The organism is Burkholderiales bacterium, assembly GCA_035560005.1.
Taxonomy (GTDB): Bacteria; Pseudomonadota; Gammaproteobacteria; order Burkholderiales; family Eutrophovitaceae; genus DASRFY01.
In genome coordinates this window covers 1-19,342 of the sequence record DATMAN010000063.1, presented here as the reverse complement: position 1 = coordinate 19,342, position 19,342 = coordinate 1, and the positions used below count along the sequence as shown (strand labels likewise).

Sequence of the window (19,342 nt, the reverse complement as noted above, 5' to 3'; positions counted from 1 at the left end):
GTTTCCATTATCAAAGCACTCTCTCGGTCGACGGGTCGATCAGCACGACCCGATTCATGTCGATCGCAAGCTCGATGCGTTCGCCGGGCTGCGAAACGTCGTGCGCATGCAGCTCGGCCACCGTCTCCACCCCGCCGAGCTTGAACGTCGCGTAAGTGCGCGAGCCGGTCGGCTGGACCAGGTCGATGGTCGCCGCATGACGTGCGAAGCCCGCCCTGAGTTCCCCGGCCTGCGCGCGGCTCATGTGCTCCGGTCTCACGCCGAGAACGACCGGCCGCCCGCGATGCGCAGCGTACCTGTCCTGGCGGGACGCAGGCAGCCTCAGTGCCGTGCCATCGGCAAGCTGCAGCGCGAGCCCGCCGTTCGCTTCCGTCAGGTCGGCGGTAATGAAGTTCATGGACGGCGAACCGAGAAAGCCGGCGACATATTTGGTGGCCGGGCGTTCGTAGAGGTCGAGCGGCGCGCCAGCCTGCTCGATCACGCCGTCGCGCAGCAGCACGATGCGGTCGGCCATGGTCATCGCCTCGATTTGATCGTGCGTGACGTAGATCATGGTCTTGCCCAGCTCCTGGTGCAGGCGCTTGATCTCGCTGCGCATTTCGTCTCGCAACTGGGCGTCGAGGTTGGACAGCGGTTCGTCGAACAGGTAGAGGCGGGCATTGCGAACGATGGCACGGCCGATCGCCACGCGCTGCAGCTGCCCGCCGGAGAGCTGGCGTGGATAGCGGTCGAGCAGATGTTCGATGGCGAGCATTTTCGCGGCGCCGCGCACCTTGGGTGCGATCTCGGCTTCCGGAGTCCTGCGCGAGCGCAGTCCGAAGGCGATGTTGTCGTACACCTTCATGTACGGATACAGCGCGTAATTCTGGAATACCATCGCGATGTCGCGCTCGCGCGGCGGGAGATGGGTGACCGGCTGGCCTCCGATCTCGATGACGCCTTCGTCCGCGTCCTCCAGCCCCGCGATCGTGCGCAGCAGCGTGCTCTTGCCGCACCCGGACGGGCCGACCAGCACCGTGAACTCGCCAGCCGGGATCTCTAGGTCGATCCCGCGCACGGCGTGCACGTTGCCGTAGTACTTGTGCAGACCGGTAATCCTCAAATCCGCCATCTACGTCATCTCGCTCCGATTCGGTTTTCGTCGTGTCCTGGCGCCTTGGTGGTTCCCATCGGCTTAACCTTTTACCGCGCCCAGGGAGATGCCCCGCACGAGATATCGCTGCATGAACGCCACTACGACGAAGATCGGGATCGTGCCCAGCACCGACATCGCGGAGATCTTGGCCCAGAAGTTCGACTGCCCGCCGAAGTAGTGCGTGACCTGCACGGTGTAGGTGGTGACCTCGGTGCGCGTGAGCACCAGGGCGAACAGGAAATCGTTCCAGGCGAAGACGAAGGTGAAGATCGCGGTGGCGAACAGACCCGCCCGCGACATCGGGAACACCACCTTCCAGATGACCTGCCAGCGCGTGCAGCCGTCGACCAGCGCCGATTCCTCGAGCGCCTTTGGAATATCCAGGATGTAGCCGCGCATCATCCAGATCACGTAAGGGAGGTTGAACGCGGTGTAGAGCAGGATCACGCCGGCGAAGGTGTCGACCAGCCCCAGCCACACGTAGAGCAGGAAGATCGGAAAAACGATCGCGATCGGCGGAATCATGCGCTGGGAAATGATCCAGTTGGCCAGATGCTCGCCGCCGGTGCGGAAGCGCGCCAGCGAATAGGCGCAGATCGTGCCGAGGATCATCGCGATCACCGTGCTCACGCCGGCCACGATGAGGCTGTTCATTACCGTGGTGGCGTCACCGTCCTTGAACAGCACGGCATAGTTGTCGAACTGGATCTGTCCCGGGTACCACTTCGGCGGGAAGGAATAGATCTCCTCCGGAGTCTTGAAGGAGATCATCGCCAGCCAGTAGATGGGGAACAGAAAGAGCAGCGTGAGCGCGGCGGCGGCCAGCACCCTGAGCCACAGCTGAACGGTCCGCCGTCCCTTGAGCGTCATCGCGGTCCTATCTCGCCAGCTCGACGCGCTTCAACGCGAGCATCACCACGATCGACAGCAGAACGACGATCAGGAACGCGACCGCAGCGGTATAGCTGGTCTCGAACTGCTGAAAGCCCTTCACATAGGTGAAGATCGAGATCGTTTCGGTCATGGTTCCAGGTCCGCCCTTGGTCAGCGCCCACACGATGTCGAACAGGCGGAACAAGTCCAGTCCGCGAATCAGGATCGCAATCGCCATCACCGGCCAGATGGCCGGCAGCACGATCCTGAAGAAAGTGCGCCACCAGCCCGCCCCGTCGATCGATGCCGCTTCGAGCTGCGACTTGTCGACGTTGGCCAGCGCGGCGAGCAACAGCAGGAACATGAAAGGCGTCCACTGCCAGATCTCCGCGGCCAGGATCGCCGGATAGACCAGGTTCGGATTGATGGTCCAGAGAATCGCCTCGTCGGAGCCGGTGAACCAGCCGATGATCTGGTTGATGGGACCGAAGCGGTGATCGAACAGCAGCGACCAGGTCGCGCCCGAGACGATCGGAGAGACTACCACCGGCAGCACCAGCAGCGCGATGAAGACCTGCCGGCCGGGCATTCTGTCCAGGAACAGTTGCGCCATCGCCAGCCCGAGCAGCAGCTCGACCGGCAGCGCGATCGCGGTGAATATCACGGTGTGCAGGATCGCTTCCCACAGCCGCTCGTCCTGGAACAGCATCGCGTAATTGCGAAAGCCGATGAAACCGGTGTCGGTCTCGGTCATCGTGATGCCCTGGAAGCTCACCACCAGCAGATAGACGAGCGGGAAGATGCCGATCAGGAGCAGCACGAGAATGGCCGGCCAGACCAGCAGGTACTTGAAGTTGCGCTCGGTGAAGCTGGCGTGCGACGTGTGCGAGACCACTTTGCGTCATTCCAGACGGAAAAACGGGGAGCGCCGTCGAGCGCTCCCCGTCTTCGCGCTGCCGCGCCGCGGCGCGGCAGCGCGGGCGATCAACGACGCCCGCTTACCTGGGATAGGCACCCGGTTTCGCGGCCCAGGCGGCGTACACCGCCTTCTGCTTGTCCACACCCACCTGCTGGGTGACCGCGTCCCACTGCTTGGCGACATCGTCCAGGATCTTCTGCGGATCGTCGCCCGCCCACAGGCGGCTGATGCCCTGGCGCAGCGCTTCCTCGTATTTGTCGGTCTGGATCAGCGACAGGTCGAGCAAACCGGTCTTGGCGCCCTCGCTCAGCGCGGCCAAATAGTCCTTCGCGTCCGGCCACAGTTTCATGTAGTCCGCATCGGTGAAGTGCGAATCGCGGAACGGGTCGCGCAGGGCGAAGGGCAGTTTCACGCGCTGGCTGCTGGTCTCCTCGCTGTTCAGCCACTGGATGAACAGGTATGCGGCTTCCTTGTTCTTGCTGGTGGAGGCGACCGACAGCGCGAAACCGGCGGCCAGTTCCGGATGGCCGCCCGGCGGCAGCGCGTAGCCCACCTTGCCAGCGATCTTCGACTTCGGCACCCAGGCGAGCGCCTTCTCCTCCGCCAGGTAGCCGGCGGCGAAGCGGCCATAAGGCGGCCAGGAGATCGTCATCGCGCTCTTGCCCTCGAGGAACGTAGCGAGGTTCTCGACAAAACCGAACTTCTCCACGCCCGGCGGCATGAAGCGGTTCTCCTTGCGCATCTCGGTCAGCACCTTGACGCCGATCGGGCTGTTTACCGTGGCCTTCATCGTGTCGGCGTCGAAGAACTTCCCGCCCTCGACGCGGAAGCGCTCCTGGAACATGTACATCGTGTAGGGCGGCTCGCGGAAGAACGCAGCGCCGTAGACGCCTTCCTTCTTCAGTGCGTCGGTGAGGAAGGAGCCGATCTCGTCGAATTCCTTCCACGTCTTGGGCGGGGCGAGATCGTAGCCGTGCTTGGCCTTGAAGGCCTTCTGCAGATCTTCGCGGGCGAAGATGTCCTTGCGGTAGTAGAACAGGAACACGTCGCCGTCGTCCGGGAAGCCGTAGATCTTGCCGTCGACGGTCATCTGGTTGTCGCGGTAGGTCGGCGCGATTTTCTGCAGTTCTTCCCGGTAGCCGTACTTGTCGACGTAGGGATCGAGGACCTCCAGCGCGCCGGCCTGGGCCAGATCCGGCATCCAGGCCGGGATCACGTTCAGCGCGTCATAGGCCCCGGTGCCGGCGCGATACTCCTGCATGATCTTGGTGAACATCTCGGCCGTGGGGACTTCGACCACTTTCACCTTGCAGCCGGTTTCCTGCTCCCACTTCGGGCCGGAAAAGTTGAGCGGATCGAGCGACTGCAGGCCCGCTTCCCAGACGATCGTGATGGTCTTGCCGCCCTGGCACAGCGGTTTTGCCGCCTCGACGGCGATCTGCGCCGCGCTCTTGCCAGCGGTTGTTGCAGGACCGGCGGTGGGTGCCGCTTCTTCCTTCTTGCCGCAGGCGCTCAACGCGAGCGCGAGCAACGCCGCGGCGGTCAGACCGAGCTTCGTGGACGAATGCGCTTGCGGCAAATCTGGACGGCGAGGGAAGGCGACGCTGTCCTTCATGGTGGTTCCTCCTGAGGTGTGGTCTTTGTGATTGCGGTCTTGTTTCTTGGCCGTGACCCGGGGGTGCCGATGTCCGGATCCGATTTTTGCGGCCGATTATCTTTAAGGGCTCGCGATCTCGTCAAGCAACGTCGCCCGCTGCCCCGCGCTATGATGCCATAGTCGCGGTGCCCCCCGATGCATTGTGCACCGCAGTTTTCGCGGCCGCCGGCAGGCCGCCGATCAGAACAGGACGCAGCAATGAAGCGACACGAGAAGGCGGCCGCGCGACTGGTCGAGCAGCGCCTGTCGCTGAGCCCCATCGAGCCCCTGCCCACGGGGTGGCGCCCGCGCGACGAGCCCGAGGGCTACCGCATCCAGCAGGCGGTGAACCGCATGCTGACCGAGGCCGGCCTGGGTCCGGTGGTGGGCCACAAGATCGGATGCACCACCCCGGTCATGCAGCGCTTTCTCGGTATCCCGAACCCCTGCGCAGGCGATGTGTTCGAGCGAACCGTCATGCAGCGCGCCGGGCGCGTTCCGCGCTCGGGCTTCATCAAGCTGGGCATCGAATGCGAAATCGCCGTGCGGCTGGGCCGGGATATCTTTCCTCAGGACGCGCCGTTCACTCGCGACAGCGTCGCGTTCGCCGTCGATGAAGTGATGGCCGCGATCGAGATCGTCGACGACCGCTACCGGGACTACCGGGCGCTGGGTGTGCCCACGCTGATCGCGGACGACTTCTTCGACTCGGGCTGCGTGCTCGGCGAGCCCGTACGTGACTGGCGCAGCCTGGATTTGAGCCGCATCTGCGGCGCGACCCGAATCAACGGGATCGAGGTCGGGCGCGGCACGGGGGCGCTGGTCATGGATCACCCCTTCGAAGCGCTGGCCTGGCTGGCGCGCGCCCGCGCGCTGCGGGGCATGGGGTTGAAGAAAGGCGCGTTCGTTCTGCTGGGCAGCGTCGTCGAAACCAAATGGCTCGATGCCGGCGACGAGGTCCGCGTGCAGATCGAGGAACTGGGCGAAGTCTCGCTCAGCGTTGGCGCCTAGCGGCCTGTCGCGCATGGCGGCCGTTGCCGGCCACTGCCGTGGTCAGGACGTAGAGGAGCAGCGCGTTGAGCAGGTGCCAAGCGAAGTGCGTGCCGAGCGAGAAGTCCGCACACAACGCATGGTCGAGGGTTCTCAGCGCAAGCGACGCGCAGAACAGCAGGCTCGCGCCCAGGAAAGGCTTGAAGGCGGTGCTACGACGCCACAGCCAGGCGGTCATCGCGAACAGTCCCAGCAGCATCGGCAGGTAGGCTTCGCTGCCGTTCAACCCCAGGGCGGGCATCCAGGCCTTGGCGCCGAAACTCAGCCAGAAGAAGATCAGCGCGGCGAGTGCGCACAGCCATGTCTTCAAGCCGGCGACATGACGCAGGAACGCGTAGACGAAGGTGCAGGCGAACGCGAGGATGAATCCGGTATCCAGCCACCCGGCCCACACGGTCGCCAGGGTGTGGAAGGCAAAGCTGCCGAAGCCAACGAGGATCAGCCAGGCCGGCAGCAGCCGGATCGACAGCGGCAGCGGAACTGCGTTGCGGCGCAGCCGCGCGGCCAGCAATGCGCCGGCGATCCAGAAGCCGGCGTTGCTGAAGGCGTTGAACGGCTCGCTCCAGAAGCCGGGTTCGACCCGCTCGCAGTACGCATCGACGTAGTCGTTCAGCGTCATGTCGAATTACGCAATTGAACCATCCAGGCTCCAGGACGGCAGGGAAAGCGCGAGGTCGGGGCGCATCGAGTTGAGAAAACCGGAGCGCCGAGAGCGAGCCCGCGCGCGGCCGGCGTCCAACGAGGCGAAGGCACTGTGACCGAATATGCCATCAAGCTCCTGATCACCGCCGTTCTGGTGGTGGTCGTGTCCGAAGGGGGAAACGCAGTGTCATTGCGGGAGCGCTGCTCGCGTCCATTGCGCTGGTCTGCGTGCTGGCCATGATCTGGATCTACGTGGACCATGGACAGCCGGAGGATCGCCGATTTCTCCGTCGGCGTGTTCTCGCTGGTGCCGCCCTCGCTGCTGCTGTTTCTCGCGCTGCCGGCGTTGCTGCGCGCTCTACTGGAGTCTCGCCCTCCCTGTGCTGCTCACCGCGGGGGCCTGTCCGGCGACGATCTGGATGCTCGGCCGCTTTGACGTGCGCATCTGAAGAAAAACCGGCAGGCGCTTTCGCGCGCTGCCGGTTCGAGTCGTTGCTGCTTTCGTTGTTGACTGCTTGATCTCAGTAGATCACGACCGGGTTGCCGGGCGAGCCGGTGCCGCCGATGATGCGCAGAGGCGCCCAGATGAACGCGGCTTCCTTGATGCCGGCCTTGACCAGCGACTCGGTGTCGACGTTCTCCAGGTTCCAGATGCCGCGGCGGGTCTGCAGCTGCGTGTGGCAGGGCACCGCGTACTGGTCGCCTTCCTCCCCGAAGGGCTGAGCGTCATTGGCCGAGGTGTCACCCATGGTCAGCGCGATGTCGCGCGAGGCGAGGTACTGGCAGGCGCTGATACCGAAGCCGGGTTCGCCCTGACCGAAGAGCGCACGCGCGGCGGCCCGCTGCTCGGAGGTCAGCGACTTGTAGCGGCCGTTGCCCCAGGAGTTGCCCTGGCCGGTGTGGATCGCTACGCAGTCCCCCGGACCGATCTCGGCGATGCCCATCGCCTTGACCATGCCCTGAACGTCGGCTGCGGTGACGATACCCGGAGAGTCTTTGCTGCGCGGGATCGGCAGCATTTCGGCGTCCTGCGCGAGCTTGCCCTGCGACTTGCGCCAGCCCACCGCGTCCAGTACCACCAGGCGGCAGACGAAACCGTTCTCGCCCACGTGCTCGACGCCCAGCGGGCCCATGCCCATGACTTGGCCGCCGGCGCCGCGCTCGTAGGAATCCCAGCTGATGCGCCCGTTGTAGAACATCGGGCCCTTGGAGGTGTTCACGCCGATGTGGCCGGGACCGTCGAACTGGGTCTGGATCTGGCCGATTTGCGTGGTGACCAGCTCGTCGTGATACACCAGCGCGTTCTTGCCGAACGGGCCGCCGGTGGGTGTGCCGGGTATCCACATGTGCCATCCGCGCGGACCGAAAGCCGGTGCTTCGCGATGATAGTACTTGCCGACGGTCAGCACCTTGTACTGCTTGATGGTGCCGAGCGCCTTGCGCACATTCGCCGGATTCTTGGTGTGGTTGGAGCTCCCCGCCTTGTCGTCGGCACCCCACTTGCTCGGGAACCATTTTTCGGTGATGGGCGAGTCGTCGACGTTGCCCTTCAGTGTCTGCGCCATGATCGCGCCCGAACCTACGCACAGGGCCGCGACGGCGCTCGCGATGATGCTCAGCTTCATGGATTCTCCTCTCTCCCCGAATGAATCGGTGTTGGAACTGCCGGTGGTTGTTGTTTCTCCGACCTCTGCGTGGAGCACCGAGAACGCACCCCGCCCGCAGACGCCGCAGTAAGATGGCACAAGGCGCAGTCGGTTGCAAGCCGCAGAACAGCGCCATGGCGGCACGACGGGGCCATCGGGACCTTCGGGTGCGAGCCCGACCTGTGCCGGTCGGAGCCGGTTTGATTCGCAGCAAACTCGGCGCGCGCGATCTTGGGGTAAGCTATTGGTGGGTTCAGTGAACATTCGCTTTCGGGGGCGACAGTGATCGACGACAAGCAGGTTCGGTTCTACCGCGACAACGGCTACATCGTGGTCGAGAACGTCATCGATCCGGATACGGTCAGCCGGATAAAGGGCGTGATCGCCGAGTTCGTGGCCAAGGCGAAGGGCCTGACCACCCACAACGAGGTCTACGATCTCGAGCCCACTCACTCGCCGGACAGCCCGCGTGTGCGGCGCATCAAGACACCTCACAAGTGGCATCCCATCTTCTGGGAGATCGTGAAAAGCCCGAAGATGGTGGCGATTCTGAAGGCGCTGCTCGGGCCCAATGTGCGCCTGCACGGGTCCAAGCTCAACATGAAATCCCCCCAGTACGGCTCGCCGGTCGAGTGGCACCAGGACTGGGCGTTCTATCCCCACACCAACGACGACCTGCTGGCAATCGGGGTGATGCTCGATGACGTCGAGCTGGAGAACGGACCTTTGCTGGTAATGCCGGGTACGCACCGCGTCCCCAAGGTGTGGGACCACCACCTGGACGGGCGCTTCTGCGGCGCCATGGACCCCGCCAACACGCCGGACCTCGATTACTCCAGGGCCGTGGCCTGCACCGGGAGAGCGGGCTCGTGCTCCTTCCACCACGTGCGGCTGGTGCACGGCTCGGCGCAGAACACGTCGGTGAAGCCGCGCAATCTGCTGCTCTACGAGTGCGCCGCGGCCGACGCCTGGCCGCTGACGGCGCTCAATTTCGGCGGGCTGGACGACTTCAACAGCCGCATGATCTGCGGTGAGCCGACCCTGGAAGCGCGCCTGGAGAAGGTGCCGGTGCGCATGCCCTATCCGCCGGCGCTCGCGCAGGGGTCGATCTACGAGAACCAGACGGCGCTGCGCAACCGCTTCTTCGAGATCAAGCAGGCAGCGACCTGAGCGCGGCCCTCGCCCGGCAAGAAGGTGCAGCGCCGGCTGCGCCTTTTTTTGTCGCGATGCGTTGCATTGCGGCGGTGGCTCCGGCTGCCTCACGCCGGTTCACTATACTGTAGCGGACACCGCGGCCCGGCGTGGCGGCCGGACGAAGACCAGGAGGAGACCCATGCAAACCCGCGCGGCGGTCGCGCACAGGGCGGGCGCGCCGCTATCGATCGAAACCGTGCAGCTCGACGGACCCAGAGCCGGCGAAGTCCTGGTCGAGATCAAGGCGACTGGCCTGTGTCACACCGACGAATACACGCTCTCCGGCGCGGATCCCGAAGGCCTGTTTCCGGCGATTCTCGGGCACGAAGGCGCCGGGGTCGTGGTCGACGTCGGGCCCGGCGTGAGAAGCCTGAAGAAAGGGGATCACGTCATTCCGCTGTATGTCCCCGAATGCCGTGAGTGCGAGTACTGTCTGTCCCGGAAGACCAATCTCTGCCAGGCGATCCGCCTCACCCAGGGCCAGGGCCTGATGCCCGACGGCACCAGCCGCTTTTCGCTGGGGGCGTCGAAACTCCATCATTACATGGGCACTTCCACCTTCTCGAATTACACCGTCGTGCCCGAGATCGCGCTGGCCAGAATCCGGGAGGATGCGCCATTCGACAAGGTCTGCTACATCGGCTGCGGCGTAACGACGGGGATCGGCGCGGTGATCAATACCGCCCGAGTCGAGCCCGGCGCCAACGTGGTGGTGTTCGGCCTGGGCGGAATCGGGCTCAACGTCGTTCAGGGCGCGCGCATGGCCGGCGCCGACATGATCGTCGGTGTCGACGTCAACCCCAGGCGCAGGGCGCTGGCCGAAGCGTTCGGCGTGACGCACTTCGTGAATCCCGGGGACATGGCCGAGAACGAGCTGGTTCCCCATCTCGTCAACCTGACCAAGGGTGGCGCGGACTACAGCTTCGAGTGCATCGGCAACGTCAAAGTGATGCGCCAGGCGCTGGAGTGCTGCCACAAGGGCTGGGGTGTCTCGGTCATCATCGGAGTGGCGCCGGCCGGCGCCGAAATCTCGACCCGTCCGTTCCAGCTCGTCACCGGCCGCGTGTGGAAGGGCACCGCCTTCGGCGGCGCCAGGGGGCGCACCGACGTGCCCAGGATCGTGGACTGGTACATGGAAGGCAAGATCCAGATCGATCCTTTGATCACGCACACGCTGAGGCTGGAGGACATCAACAAGGGCTTCGAGCTCATGCGCGCCGGCGAGTCGATCCGCAGCGTTGTCGTCTACTGAGTCAGGGTCTCACCGCCGAGGGCGCGGGGGACGCGGAACAGGCAACCCTGTAAAGCACGCCGCGCAAGGACACAAAGGAGCACGAAGAAAGCGCATGAAGTTCTTCTCTATCTTCGGGTCTTCATGCCCTCATGGCTCGCTCTTTCTGCGTATCGCTTCGCATCCTGCGCGGCGAGCGCTTGAATTCGTTCATGGCCATCAGGACCATCAGCGAGCATAAGTGCTTCGAAGGCGTGCAGGGCTTCTATCTGCACGATTCGGCAGAGATCGGCCTGCCGATGCGCTTCTCGGTCTATCGGCCGCCGCACGCGAGGCACGCCAAGGTGCCGGTGCTCTACTACCTGGCGGGTCTGACCTGTACCGAGGAAACCTTCATGATCAAGGCTGGCGCCCAGCGTTTCGCGGCAAAGGCGGGCCTCATGCTGGTTGCGCCGGACACGAGCCCGCGGGGCGCCAATATTCCCGGCGAGGCCGATTCCTGGGATTTCGGACTCGGCGCCGGCTTCTACGTCGATGCGCTGCGGGAGCCCTGGTCGAAGCACTACCGGATGTACAGCTACGTGACTCGCGAGCTGCCACGGATCATTGGCGAGCACTTTCCTGCCGACGGCGGCAGACAAGGCATTTTCGGTCATTCAATGGGCGGGCACGGCGCCCTGGTGTGCGCGTTTCGCAATCCGGACCGGTATCGGTCCCTCTCCGCGCTCGCGCCGATTTGCGCGCCGATGCGCTGTCCCTGGGGGCAGAAGGCGTTTCACGGTTATCTGGGCGAGGATCCGACGGTCTGGCGCGAGTACGATGCGAGCGAGCTGGTGAGGCGCGCGCCCTTTCCCGGGCCGATATTGCTCGATCAGGGCATGGCGGACAAGTTTCTCGCCGAACAACTGTATCCGGATGTATTCGAGGCGGCGTGCAGGCAGAAAAAGCAGTCGCTGCAATTGCGCCGCCATGCGGGATACGATCACGGCTACTATTTCATTTCGACTTTCGTCGAAGACCATCTGCGCCATCACGCCGCCCAGCTCGGTGCCTGAGACAAGCGCTCGCCGCGGTGAACGCTTCAAAACGGTGGAGGGAGCAATGCAAAAGCTGAAAGTGCTGCAATCGCTCTGGGCCATGGAGCGCCGCCGGCCCGATGGCCTCGAGTGGACGCTGGAAGAGAAGCTTACGATGATCCGCGACGCCGGTTTCGACGGCTGCGGAGTGCGCTTCATCGACTACGGCTTCGCAAGGGAGGTCACCTCTTTCCTGCGCGCGCACGGGATGATCTGGCAGGCGCAGTGCTATCCGAAGACGGTGGATGACCTCAAACCCGTCATCGAGTATGTGCAGGAACTGGGTGCCGACCACATCAACCTGCAGGCGGACGTGCGGCCACTGCGGCTGGAGGACTGCATTCCCTATGTCGAAGGCTGGCGGCGGCTCGCCGACGACGCGGGCATTCCGATGTTCATGGAGACGCACCGCGACCGCATGACGACCGACCTGCACTTCACGCTGCGCCTTCTGGACTGCTTCCCCGACCTGAAGCTCACGGGAGATCTCTCGCACTATCTCGTCGGGCGCGAGTTCTGGTATCCGGTGCCCGACGAGCACCACGTGCTCATGCATCGGATCATGGACCACTGCTGGGCCTACCACGGTCGCGTCGCGAGCCGCGAGCAGATCCAGATCCAGATCAGCTTCCCCACCATGAAGCACTGGGTCGACCTGTTCATGCAGTGGTGGGAATACGGCTTGCGCAGCTGGCGCCGGCGCGCACCCAAGGACGCCACGCTCACTTTCCTCTGCGAGCTCGGGCCGAAGGAGTACGCGATCACCGGACGCGACGGTTACGAGCTGTCCGACCGCTGGGAAGAGTCGCTGATGCTCAAGGACATGATCCGCGCGCTGTGGAAGAGGATCGAGGACGAGGAAGCGCAGGAAGCGCGCGCGGCCTAGCAGGTCGAGGGATTCACGCCGCAGCGGTCTCGGTGTGGCCGAGCGCCCGCGAGATCGACTGCGACACCGTGCGTGCGTGCTCGCGCGCGGTGGGAATGTCCACGCGCACGTCGCGGTGCTTCAGATAAACGACCGTCATCGCGGCGACCACGCCGAAATGGTCGAAGATCGGGAAGCAGATGTCGACCACTCCGGAGACGGTATCGCTGGGCCCTTCGTCATGGCCCCGGTCGCGAATTTCGTCCAGTCTCTTCGCGAGCGCCCGGCGCCGCGCCTCACTCGGCTTTTCGTCGGCCAGCAACTCGGACAGGTACCAGGGCCGCTTGTCGGGCGGCTGGAACGCGGAGATCACGCGTGCCGAGACGCGGTCGTCGTGAAACGGAAAGTGCGCGCCCTGCCGGAAAGAGGCGCTCATGGGCTCCGGAGGCTCGGCGCGCGCAAGAACGACGAGCCGCCGGTCGTGATGCACGCACAGGTGATTCGACTGTCCGGTCAGGCGCGCCAGCTCCTGCATGTGCGGCATCGCCACGTCGAGCAGCCGGCCCATCGGCGGATGCCGGTGCGCCAGCTCGAACAGGCGCAGGGTCAGGACGTAGGTCGCATCCGGCCGGCGTGCGAGAAAACCCCTGCGTACGAGCACGTCGAGCATCCGATAGATCTCGTTGGGCGAGCGTGCGAGCCGCTGCGCGATCTCCTGCAGGCTCAGTCCATGCGCTTCCTGCGCCAGCAGCTCCAGCACGTCCAGGCCCTTTTCCAGCGCCGGAGCGGAGTAGCGCGCCTTGTTGCGATGCACCGCGCGTTTTTTTGTTGACAACGTCGAACTCCGTTTTTAAATTTGAAAACCCATTTTATAGGTGAACACTGCCTGCAAGCGGCAATCAGGCGCCGCGTGGCAATCCAAGCCATTTTCCCGGCCGCGACGCGGCCGACCATCGAGAAAGTAAAGCAAAGAGGAGGAGTGTGATGAGAGCGATGCGTTTTGCGCGACAAAGTGCCGCCGTCGTGGGCGCCTGCTTCGGACTGATCGGCCTGGCCGGCGCACAGACCGACGCCGGGTTTCCTGCTCCCACGGGGAACGTGTTTCCTTCGGGGGCGAAGGTGGAGAAACTGTTCGAGGCCGACTGCTTCAGCGAGGGCGTGTCCGTGGGCCCGGACAACATGGTTTATTTCAGCGACATCACCTTCACCAGGTTCTGCAAGGACCCGAGCGGCAAGCATCCGATGGGCGGCCACGTGTGGAAGTACAACCCGAAGACCGGCAAGGCGGAGATCTTCCGCAGCCCCTCGGGCATGTCCAACGGCACCAAGTTCGATCGCGAAGGCAACATGATCCTGGCGATGGGTGCGGACTTCGGCCTGCGCATGCTCGCCAAGATCGACATGAAGACCGGCCGCAGCATGATTCTCGCCGGGGGCTTCGAGGGCAAGCCATTCAACGCCTTGAACGACATCACGATCGACGAGCAGGGCCGCATCTATTTCACCGATCCGCGCTACCTCGGCCACGAGCCCGTGATGGCGGATGGCTTCGCGGCCTACCGCCTGGATCCGGACGGCACGGTATCGCGCGTGGCGACCGACTGCGGCAAGTGCAACGGCATCGCCATCTCGCCGGACCAGAAGCGCATGTACATCGTCAGCAACGACAACGGCTTCCTCGCCTTCGAGAACCTGAAGCAGGGGGAGAAGACGCTGCAGGGGCATCACCTGCTGCAGGTCTACGACGTGAACGCCGACGGCACGCTGTCCAACCGCCGCGTGTTCAAGGACTACAGCAAGGACCGCAGTCCCGCGTGCAGCGGGCCCGACGGTCTGGTCATGGACTCGGAAGGCTTCATCTGGGTCGCCGAGCGCTGCGAGCACCGGCCCGGCATCGCGGTCTATTCGCCCGACGGCCGGGAAGTCGGCTTCATCTCCACCGGCAAAGAACTGCCGACCAACGTGGGGTTCGGTCGGGGAGACATGGCGAACATTCTCTACATTACCTCGGGCAAGAGTCTGTACCGCGTGCGGACCAACAGGAAGGGCTATCACCTGCCCTAAGGCGACGGACATTCTCTGCTTTGAGCAAGCGCAGGGACCGTGAGGTCCCTGCGGGCTTTCGGGCAGGAGCGAGACAATGGAAACTGCGCAGCGATCATCCAGGGCCGCAACCACCCGGCGGCTCACCGCGGAGCAGGTGGAGGCTTTCAATCGCAACGGCTATCACTTTCCGTTGCGCGTGATGTCTGCCGAGGAGGCCGCCGGTTACCGGCGCCGGCTGGAGGAGTTCGAAGCGCAGCACGGGCTCATCATGAAGACCGCGTACCGCAACAAGCCGCATCTGGTCTTCAAGTGGGTCAACCAGCTCATCCGGCACCCCGGCATCGTGGATGCGATCGAAGATCTGCTCGGCCCCGATCTGCTGGTGTGGGGATCGAGTTTTTTCATCAAGGAACCTCACGATCCGGCCTACATCTCCTGGCACCAGGATTCCACGTACTGGGGCCTGTCGCACCCCGACATCGTGACCGCCTGGGTGGCGTTTTCCGTGAGCGATCCGGCGAACGGCGCGATGCGGGTCGTGCCAGGCAGCCACCTCAAGGACCAGCTTCCGCACAGGGACACCTTTGCCCAGAACAATCTGTTGACGCGCGGGCAGGAGGTAATGGTGGAGGTCGACGAGCGCACGGTGGTGGACATGACGCTGCAGCCGGGCGAGATGTCGCTGCACCATGTGCGCATGGTGCATGGCTCCGAGCCCAACCGCGCCGACTACCGGCGCATCGGACTTGCGATCCGGTACGTGCCGACCTACGTGCGACAGACCGCCGGCCCCAAGGACTATGCCACGCTTGTGCGCGGCGTGGATCGCTACCGTCATTTCGAGTACGAGCCGGTACCGAAGGTCGAGTTCGGCGAGGAGGAGCGCGCCGCGCACCGGTTGATCACCGAAGAAGCCAACCGGATCCTCTATCGGGGCACGGACCGGGCGCCAGGGCGGGGGTGAAGGCGCAAGGGCGAGAGGCGAAGAACCGGCAGGCTCGGTCGAGGATGCGGCCAGAATCCGACCACTGTCGTGCTTCGATGACCGGCTGTGCCCGGCGCCTTTTGCGCTGCGAGACTGATGCCGGCGCCGGGCTGCGGCACTGACGACGTTCACGACCAGGGAGACAAACCACGTGAGAAATCCGCTGCTTGCCGCGATCGTATTCGTGCTGGTCGCCTGCGGGCAGAAGACCGAGCAGGTGCAGCAGCCAGCCGGGCCAAGCCCGACCTTGCAGTGGAAGATGCAGTCTTACTGGCAGTCGGGCACGCTCCCGCAGCAGCTCTTCGAGGATTTCGCGAAGCGCGTGGAGACGCTCTCAGGCGGACGTCTCAGGATCGAGGCGCTGCCGACCAATGCAGTAGTGGCCCCTCCCGAAGGCCTGGACGCCGTCGGTGCCGGCGTGCTCGATGGCCAGAATGGCGGCCCGGCCTATTACACCGGAAAGGACGCGGCATTCGCGTTGATTGGCGATCCTCAGGGCGCCTTCGACAATCCTTATCAAATGCAAATGTGGATGGAATATGGCGGAGGCAAGGAGCTGGCACGCGAGCTGTATGCACAGTATGGCGTTCGCTACGTCGGCGGCGTGTGGTACGGCGTCGAATCCCTGGTCTCGAAGCGGCCGCTGCGCGCGCTGGCCGATTTCAAGGGCCTGAAGATCCGCGCACCGCAGGGGATGAGCGGAGAGATCTTCAGCCTGCTTGGCGCCGCGCCCGTCCAGCTGCCGGGCAGCGAGGTCTACACCGCCCTCGAACGGGGCGTAGTCGATGCGAGCGATTGGGGCACATTGTCGATGAACGAGGATCTCGGCTACCACAGGCTCGCGAGATATCCGACCTATCCGGGGTTTCACTCGATGCCGAGCGGCGACATCTCGATCAACTTGAAGCGCTGGGAAGCGCTGCCTGCCGACCTGCGGGCCGCGATCGAAGTCGCCACCCATGAGTACGCGCGCGAGATGATCCAGCGCAACTACCTCGCGGACCAGAAGATCGCGGTCGAGGCGACCAGACGCGGGTTCGAGCCGATCGACTTACCGCCGGGCGAGCGGCAGAAGTTCCGGGAGATCGCCAGGGGCGTGTGGAAGAGCTATGCTGCCAAGAGCCCCATGGCGCAGAGGGTCTACGACTCCCAGATCGCCTTCCTGCAGCAACTGGGGCTGCTGCAATAGGCTGGCGGGACCCGACTCCCGCCGCCGCGAGAAGACGCCGGAACAACACCAGGGGGAACTATGCGCCTGGAGGAGCGCATCGCCCGGCTCGTGCGCCGAGCGGGCGAGACGGCGAGCTGGCTGTACCTTGTCGTCGTCCTCATCACCGCCTATGAAGTGACGATGCGCTATCTGCTCAATGCGCCCACGCTGTGGGTGCATGAGCTTTCCGTCGCGCTGGCAGCTACCTGTTTCGTCATCGGCGGTCCCTACGTGCATCAGGATCGCCATCACATCGCGATCGGCTTCTTCTATGAGCGCATGAGCCCGGCGGCCCGGCGCTGGTCCCGCGCGCTGGGTTCCCTGTTCGCCCTGGCTTTCTGCGGATTTCTCACCTTCGCCACGTTGGTGCAGGCAGGGCTGGCGCTCAAGGTCATGGAGAAGACCGGGACCGCGCTCAACTGGCCGATTCCGGTGTATCTGAAAACCCTCTTCGCGGTCTGCGCGGTGGTGATGACCCTGCAGTCGGCGCTGCACTTCGTCCAGGATGTTTCCGCGCTGAGGGGGCGCGCAGGCCGCGCGTGAGCATCGAGCTGATCACGCTGCTCATGTTCGGCGCCATGTTCCTGCTGCTGGCGCTGGGTCTGCCGCTCGCCTTCGTCACCGGCCTGATCGGCGTGCTGTTCACGGTCGGGTTGTTCGGTGTCAATGGCCTGCAGCTCGTCGCGAGCCGCATCTACAGCTTCATGGGCGAGTACGCGCTGGTCTCGGTGCCGATGTTCATCATGATGGCCTCGCTCATGGAGCGCTCCGGCGTGGCGAAAGACCTGTTCGACGCCATGCGCGTGTGGGCCGGGCGGCTCCCCGGCGGGCTGGCCATCCAGACCATGGTCGCGGCGACCGTCATGGGCGCGATGACCGGGATCATCGGCGGGGAGATCGTACTGCTCGGCCTGATCGCGCTGCCGCAGATGCTGCGGCTCGGCTACGACAAGAGCCTGGCCATCGGAACGATCTGCGCGGGCGGTTCGCTCGGCACCATGATCCCGCCCTCGATCGTGCTCATCATCTACGGACTGACGGTCAACGTCCCGATCGGCGAGCTGTTCGTGGCCAATGTGGTCCCGGGGCTCGTGCTCTCCGCGGTGTACATGACCTACATCTTCGCGCGCTGCCAGCTTGACCCGAAGCTCGGACCACCGGCGCCGGAAGCCGAACGCAGCAGGTCCTTCGGCAAGAAGGTCGCTTTGCTCAAAGGGCTCGGACTTCCGCTGCTGGTGATCGCGGCGGTGCTGGGAACGATCTACTTCGGGATCGCGTCGGTCACGGAGGCCGCGAGCATGGGCGTAATCGGCACGCTGATCGCCTGCGCGGCGCGCGGCGAGTTGAGCTTCGACGCGGTGCGCAAGTCCCTCAGGCAGACCATGCACACCTGCGGGATGCTGCTCTGGCTGTCCTTCGGCGCGACGGCGATGATCGGTGTCTACAATCTCGCTGGCGGGCCCCAGTTCGTCAAGGAGCTCTTTACCGGGCTGGCCGTACCCCCGGTCGTCGTCGTTCTGATGATGATGGGCATTCTGGTGATCCTGGGCTGTGTGATGGACTGGGTGGGCATCTGCCTGCTCACCATGCCGATCTTCGTGCCGATCGTGCGCGAGCTGGGCTATGACCCGGTGTGGTTCGGCGTGCTGTTCTGCCTGAACATGCAGATCTCCTACCTCACGCCGCCCTTCGGTCCCGCGGCGTTCTACCTGAAGGGCGTGGCGCCGCCGCACATTTCGCTCAACGACATCTTTGCTTCGCTATGGCCGTTCATCGTTCTCCAGGCGGCGGTGCTGATGGCGGTGCTCTTCTTTCCCCAGATCGCTCTCTGGCTGCCTTCCCTATGAGCGCTTTTATTAAAAGGTGAGTCGAATGAAATTCAAGGCGGCGGTATTGGAGAAGGTGGGCACGCCGCTCGTCATCGACGAGTTGGAGATGGATCCGCTGCAGCCCGAAGACGTGCTGGTGCGGATCAAGGCGAGCGGACTGTGCCACACGGACCTCGAGGTGATCCAGGGCCACCTCGCCTACCCGACGCCCATCGTGCTGGGTCACGAGGGCGCCGGCATCGTGGAAGCGGTCGGCAGCCGGGTCACGAGGATAAAGCCGGGCGATCACGTAATCCTGTCCTGGAATCCGCACTGCGGCCACTGCTTCTACTGCGAGCGCGACTTGCCGATCCTCTGCGAGCCGTTCACCCGCCACCAGCCCCAGGGACTTCTGCTGGATGGCACTTCCAGGATGAAGCGCAAGGGCGCGAAGGTGCACCACTATTCCGTGACTTCCACGCATGCCGAGCTGACGGTGGTGCCGGAATCCGGCGCTATTCCGATCCCGAAAGAGATGCCTTTCGACCGCGCCTGCATCATCGGCTGCGGCGTGATGACCGGGGTGGGAGCGGTGACACGCAAGGCCAGGGTCGAGCCCGGCTCGAATGTGGCGGTGATCGGCTGCGGCGCCGTCGGACTCAACGCCGTGCAGGGTGCGAAGCTTGCCGGTGCGCAGAGAATCATCGCGATCGACCTCGGAGGAGAGAAGCTGGCGCGCGCCATGCGCTTCGGTGCCACTCATGCAATCGACGCAGCCGACGCAAATGTGCCGCAGCAGGTGAAATCGCTCACTGCCGGCCGCGGCGCGGACCATGTGTTCGAAGCGGCGGGAAGCGCAAGAGTCTTTCGCCTTGCGGTGGAGGTTTGCCGGCCTGGGGGCAACGTGGTCTGGCTGGGCAAGGTCAACGTCGACGAGGAAGTGAGCTTTCGCTGGGGTTCGCTGATGGGCGAGCGGCGCATCGTGCGCTCCAGCTATGGCGGCGCGCGGCCGATGCGCGATTTCCC

Annotated in this window: 19 protein-coding genes; 12 read left to right on the top strand and 7 right to left on the bottom strand. The window is 64.5% G+C overall.

Going from position 1 to position 19,342, the window contains the following annotated elements:
- Positions 1 to 10: 10 nt before the first annotated feature.
- The 4 genes from VNM24_09240 to VNM24_09225 all read right to left on the bottom strand — a co-directional run bounded on the left by VNM24_09240 (position 11) and on the right by VNM24_09225 (position 4,542).
- Entirely contained in the window at positions 11 to 1,111 is a 1,101-nt protein-coding gene (locus tag VNM24_09240) for an ABC transporter ATP-binding protein (protein ID HWQ38774.1), read from the bottom strand.
- A gap of 63 nt (positions 1,112 to 1,174) precedes the next feature.
- Positions 1,175 to 2,005: a carbohydrate ABC transporter permease gene (locus tag VNM24_09235; protein HWQ38773.1), complete on the bottom strand. Its 831-nt coding sequence runs from the start codon at positions 2,003 to 2,005 to the stop codon at positions 1,175 to 1,177.
- A gap of 7 nt (positions 2,006 to 2,012) precedes the next feature.
- Positions 2,013 to 2,903, bottom strand: coding sequence for a sugar ABC transporter permease (locus VNM24_09230; protein HWQ38772.1), 891 nt, complete (start codon positions 2,901 to 2,903; stop codon positions 2,013 to 2,015).
- A gap of 103 nt (positions 2,904 to 3,006) precedes the next feature.
- Positions 3,007 to 4,542: a sugar ABC transporter substrate-binding protein gene (locus VNM24_09225; protein ID HWQ38771.1), complete on the bottom strand. Its 1,536-nt coding sequence runs from the start codon at positions 4,540 to 4,542 to the stop codon at positions 3,007 to 3,009.
- 240 nt (positions 4,543 to 4,782) lie between these two features.
- Here VNM24_09225 and VNM24_09220 point away from each other — a divergent pair, with 240 nt between their 5' ends.
- Positions 4,783 to 5,574, top strand: coding sequence for a fumarylacetoacetate hydrolase family protein (locus VNM24_09220; GenBank protein ID HWQ38770.1), 792 nt, complete (start codon positions 4,783 to 4,785; stop codon positions 5,572 to 5,574).
- Here VNM24_09220 and VNM24_09215 read toward each other — a convergent pair.
- The gene (locus VNM24_09215; protein HWQ38769.1) at positions 5,558 to 6,232 is read right to left on the bottom strand and encodes a hypothetical protein; all 675 of its coding nucleotides are present in this window, start codon (positions 6,230 to 6,232) and stop codon (positions 5,558 to 5,560) included. The genes VNM24_09220 and VNM24_09215 overlap by 17 nt on opposite strands.
- Before the next feature lie 282 nt (positions 6,233 to 6,514).
- Here VNM24_09215 and VNM24_09210 point away from each other — a divergent pair, with 282 nt between their 5' ends.
- Positions 6,515 to 6,691, top strand: a complete 177-nt coding sequence (locus tag VNM24_09210; protein HWQ38768.1) for a hypothetical protein — start codon at positions 6,515 to 6,517, stop codon at positions 6,689 to 6,691.
- An 85-nt stretch (positions 6,692 to 6,776) separates the two neighbouring features.
- Here VNM24_09210 and VNM24_09205 read toward each other — a convergent pair whose 3' ends face one another.
- Positions 6,777 to 7,880 carry a cyclase family protein gene (locus VNM24_09205; GenBank protein HWQ38767.1) on the bottom strand — a complete coding sequence of 368 codons (1,104 nt, stop codon included), beginning with the start codon at positions 7,878 to 7,880 and terminating at the stop codon, positions 6,777 to 6,779.
- A gap of 303 nt (positions 7,881 to 8,183) precedes the next feature.
- On the opposite strand from VNM24_09205, the gene VNM24_09200 reads away from it, so the two are divergent.
- From VNM24_09200 to VNM24_09185, 4 genes are all read left to right on the top strand, one after another.
- Positions 8,184 to 9,071, top strand: a complete 888-nt coding sequence (locus VNM24_09200) for a phytanoyl-CoA dioxygenase family protein (protein ID HWQ38766.1) — start codon at positions 8,184 to 8,186, stop codon at positions 9,069 to 9,071.
- A 163-nt stretch (positions 9,072 to 9,234) separates the two neighbouring features.
- Positions 9,235 to 10,347, top strand: a complete 1,113-nt coding sequence (locus tag VNM24_09195; GenBank protein HWQ38765.1) for an S-(hydroxymethyl)glutathione dehydrogenase/class III alcohol dehydrogenase — start codon at positions 9,235 to 9,237, stop codon at positions 10,345 to 10,347.
- A 191-nt stretch (positions 10,348 to 10,538) separates the two neighbouring features.
- Positions 10,539 to 11,381 carry an S-formylglutathione hydrolase gene (gene fghA, locus VNM24_09190; GenBank protein HWQ38764.1) on the top strand — a complete coding sequence of 281 codons (843 nt, stop codon included), beginning with the start codon at positions 10,539 to 10,541 and terminating at the stop codon, positions 11,379 to 11,381.
- Between the two features lie 46 nt (positions 11,382 to 11,427).
- Positions 11,428 to 12,288, top strand: coding sequence for a sugar phosphate isomerase/epimerase (locus VNM24_09185; GenBank protein HWQ38763.1), 861 nt, complete (start codon positions 11,428 to 11,430; stop codon positions 12,286 to 12,288).
- Between the two features lie 13 nt (positions 12,289 to 12,301).
- Here the strand turns inward: VNM24_09185 and VNM24_09180 are convergent, their stop codons facing one another.
- The gene (locus tag VNM24_09180; GenBank protein ID HWQ38762.1) at positions 12,302 to 13,102 is read right to left on the bottom strand and encodes an IclR family transcriptional regulator; all 801 of its coding nucleotides are present in this window, start codon (positions 13,100 to 13,102) and stop codon (positions 12,302 to 12,304) included.
- Positions 13,103 to 13,251: 149 nt separating this feature from the next.
- On the opposite strand from VNM24_09180, the gene VNM24_09175 reads away from it, so the two are divergent.
- The 6 genes from VNM24_09175 to VNM24_09150 form a co-directional block, all read left to right on the top strand.
- Positions 13,252 to 14,331 carry an SMP-30/gluconolactonase/LRE family protein gene (locus tag VNM24_09175; GenBank protein ID HWQ38761.1) on the top strand — a complete coding sequence of 360 codons (1,080 nt, stop codon included), beginning with the start codon at positions 13,252 to 13,254 and terminating at the stop codon, positions 14,329 to 14,331.
- A gap of 76 nt (positions 14,332 to 14,407) precedes the next feature.
- Complete coding sequence (locus tag VNM24_09170) at positions 14,408 to 15,277, top strand: phytanoyl-CoA dioxygenase family protein (GenBank protein ID HWQ38760.1); 870 nt, start codon at positions 14,408 to 14,410, stop codon at positions 15,275 to 15,277.
- Positions 15,278 to 15,449: 172 nt separating this feature from the next.
- The gene (locus VNM24_09165; protein HWQ38759.1) at positions 15,450 to 16,487 is read left to right on the top strand and encodes a TRAP transporter substrate-binding protein; all 1,038 of its coding nucleotides are present in this window, start codon (positions 15,450 to 15,452) and stop codon (positions 16,485 to 16,487) included.
- Between the two features lie 60 nt (positions 16,488 to 16,547).
- A complete protein-coding gene (locus tag VNM24_09160; GenBank protein HWQ38758.1) occupies positions 16,548 to 17,051 on the top strand; it encodes a TRAP transporter small permease subunit in 504 nt (167 codons plus the stop codon).
- Positions 17,048 to 18,355 carry a TRAP transporter large permease subunit gene (locus tag VNM24_09155; GenBank protein ID HWQ38757.1) on the top strand — a complete coding sequence of 436 codons (1,308 nt, stop codon included), beginning with the start codon at positions 17,048 to 17,050 and terminating at the stop codon, positions 18,353 to 18,355. The genes VNM24_09160 and VNM24_09155 overlap by 4 nt, the downstream gene beginning before the upstream one ends.
- A gap of 25 nt (positions 18,356 to 18,380) precedes the next feature.
- The coding region (locus tag VNM24_09150; protein ID HWQ38756.1) for a Zn-dependent alcohol dehydrogenase at positions 18,381 to 19,342 on the top strand (962 nt) is incomplete at its 3' end.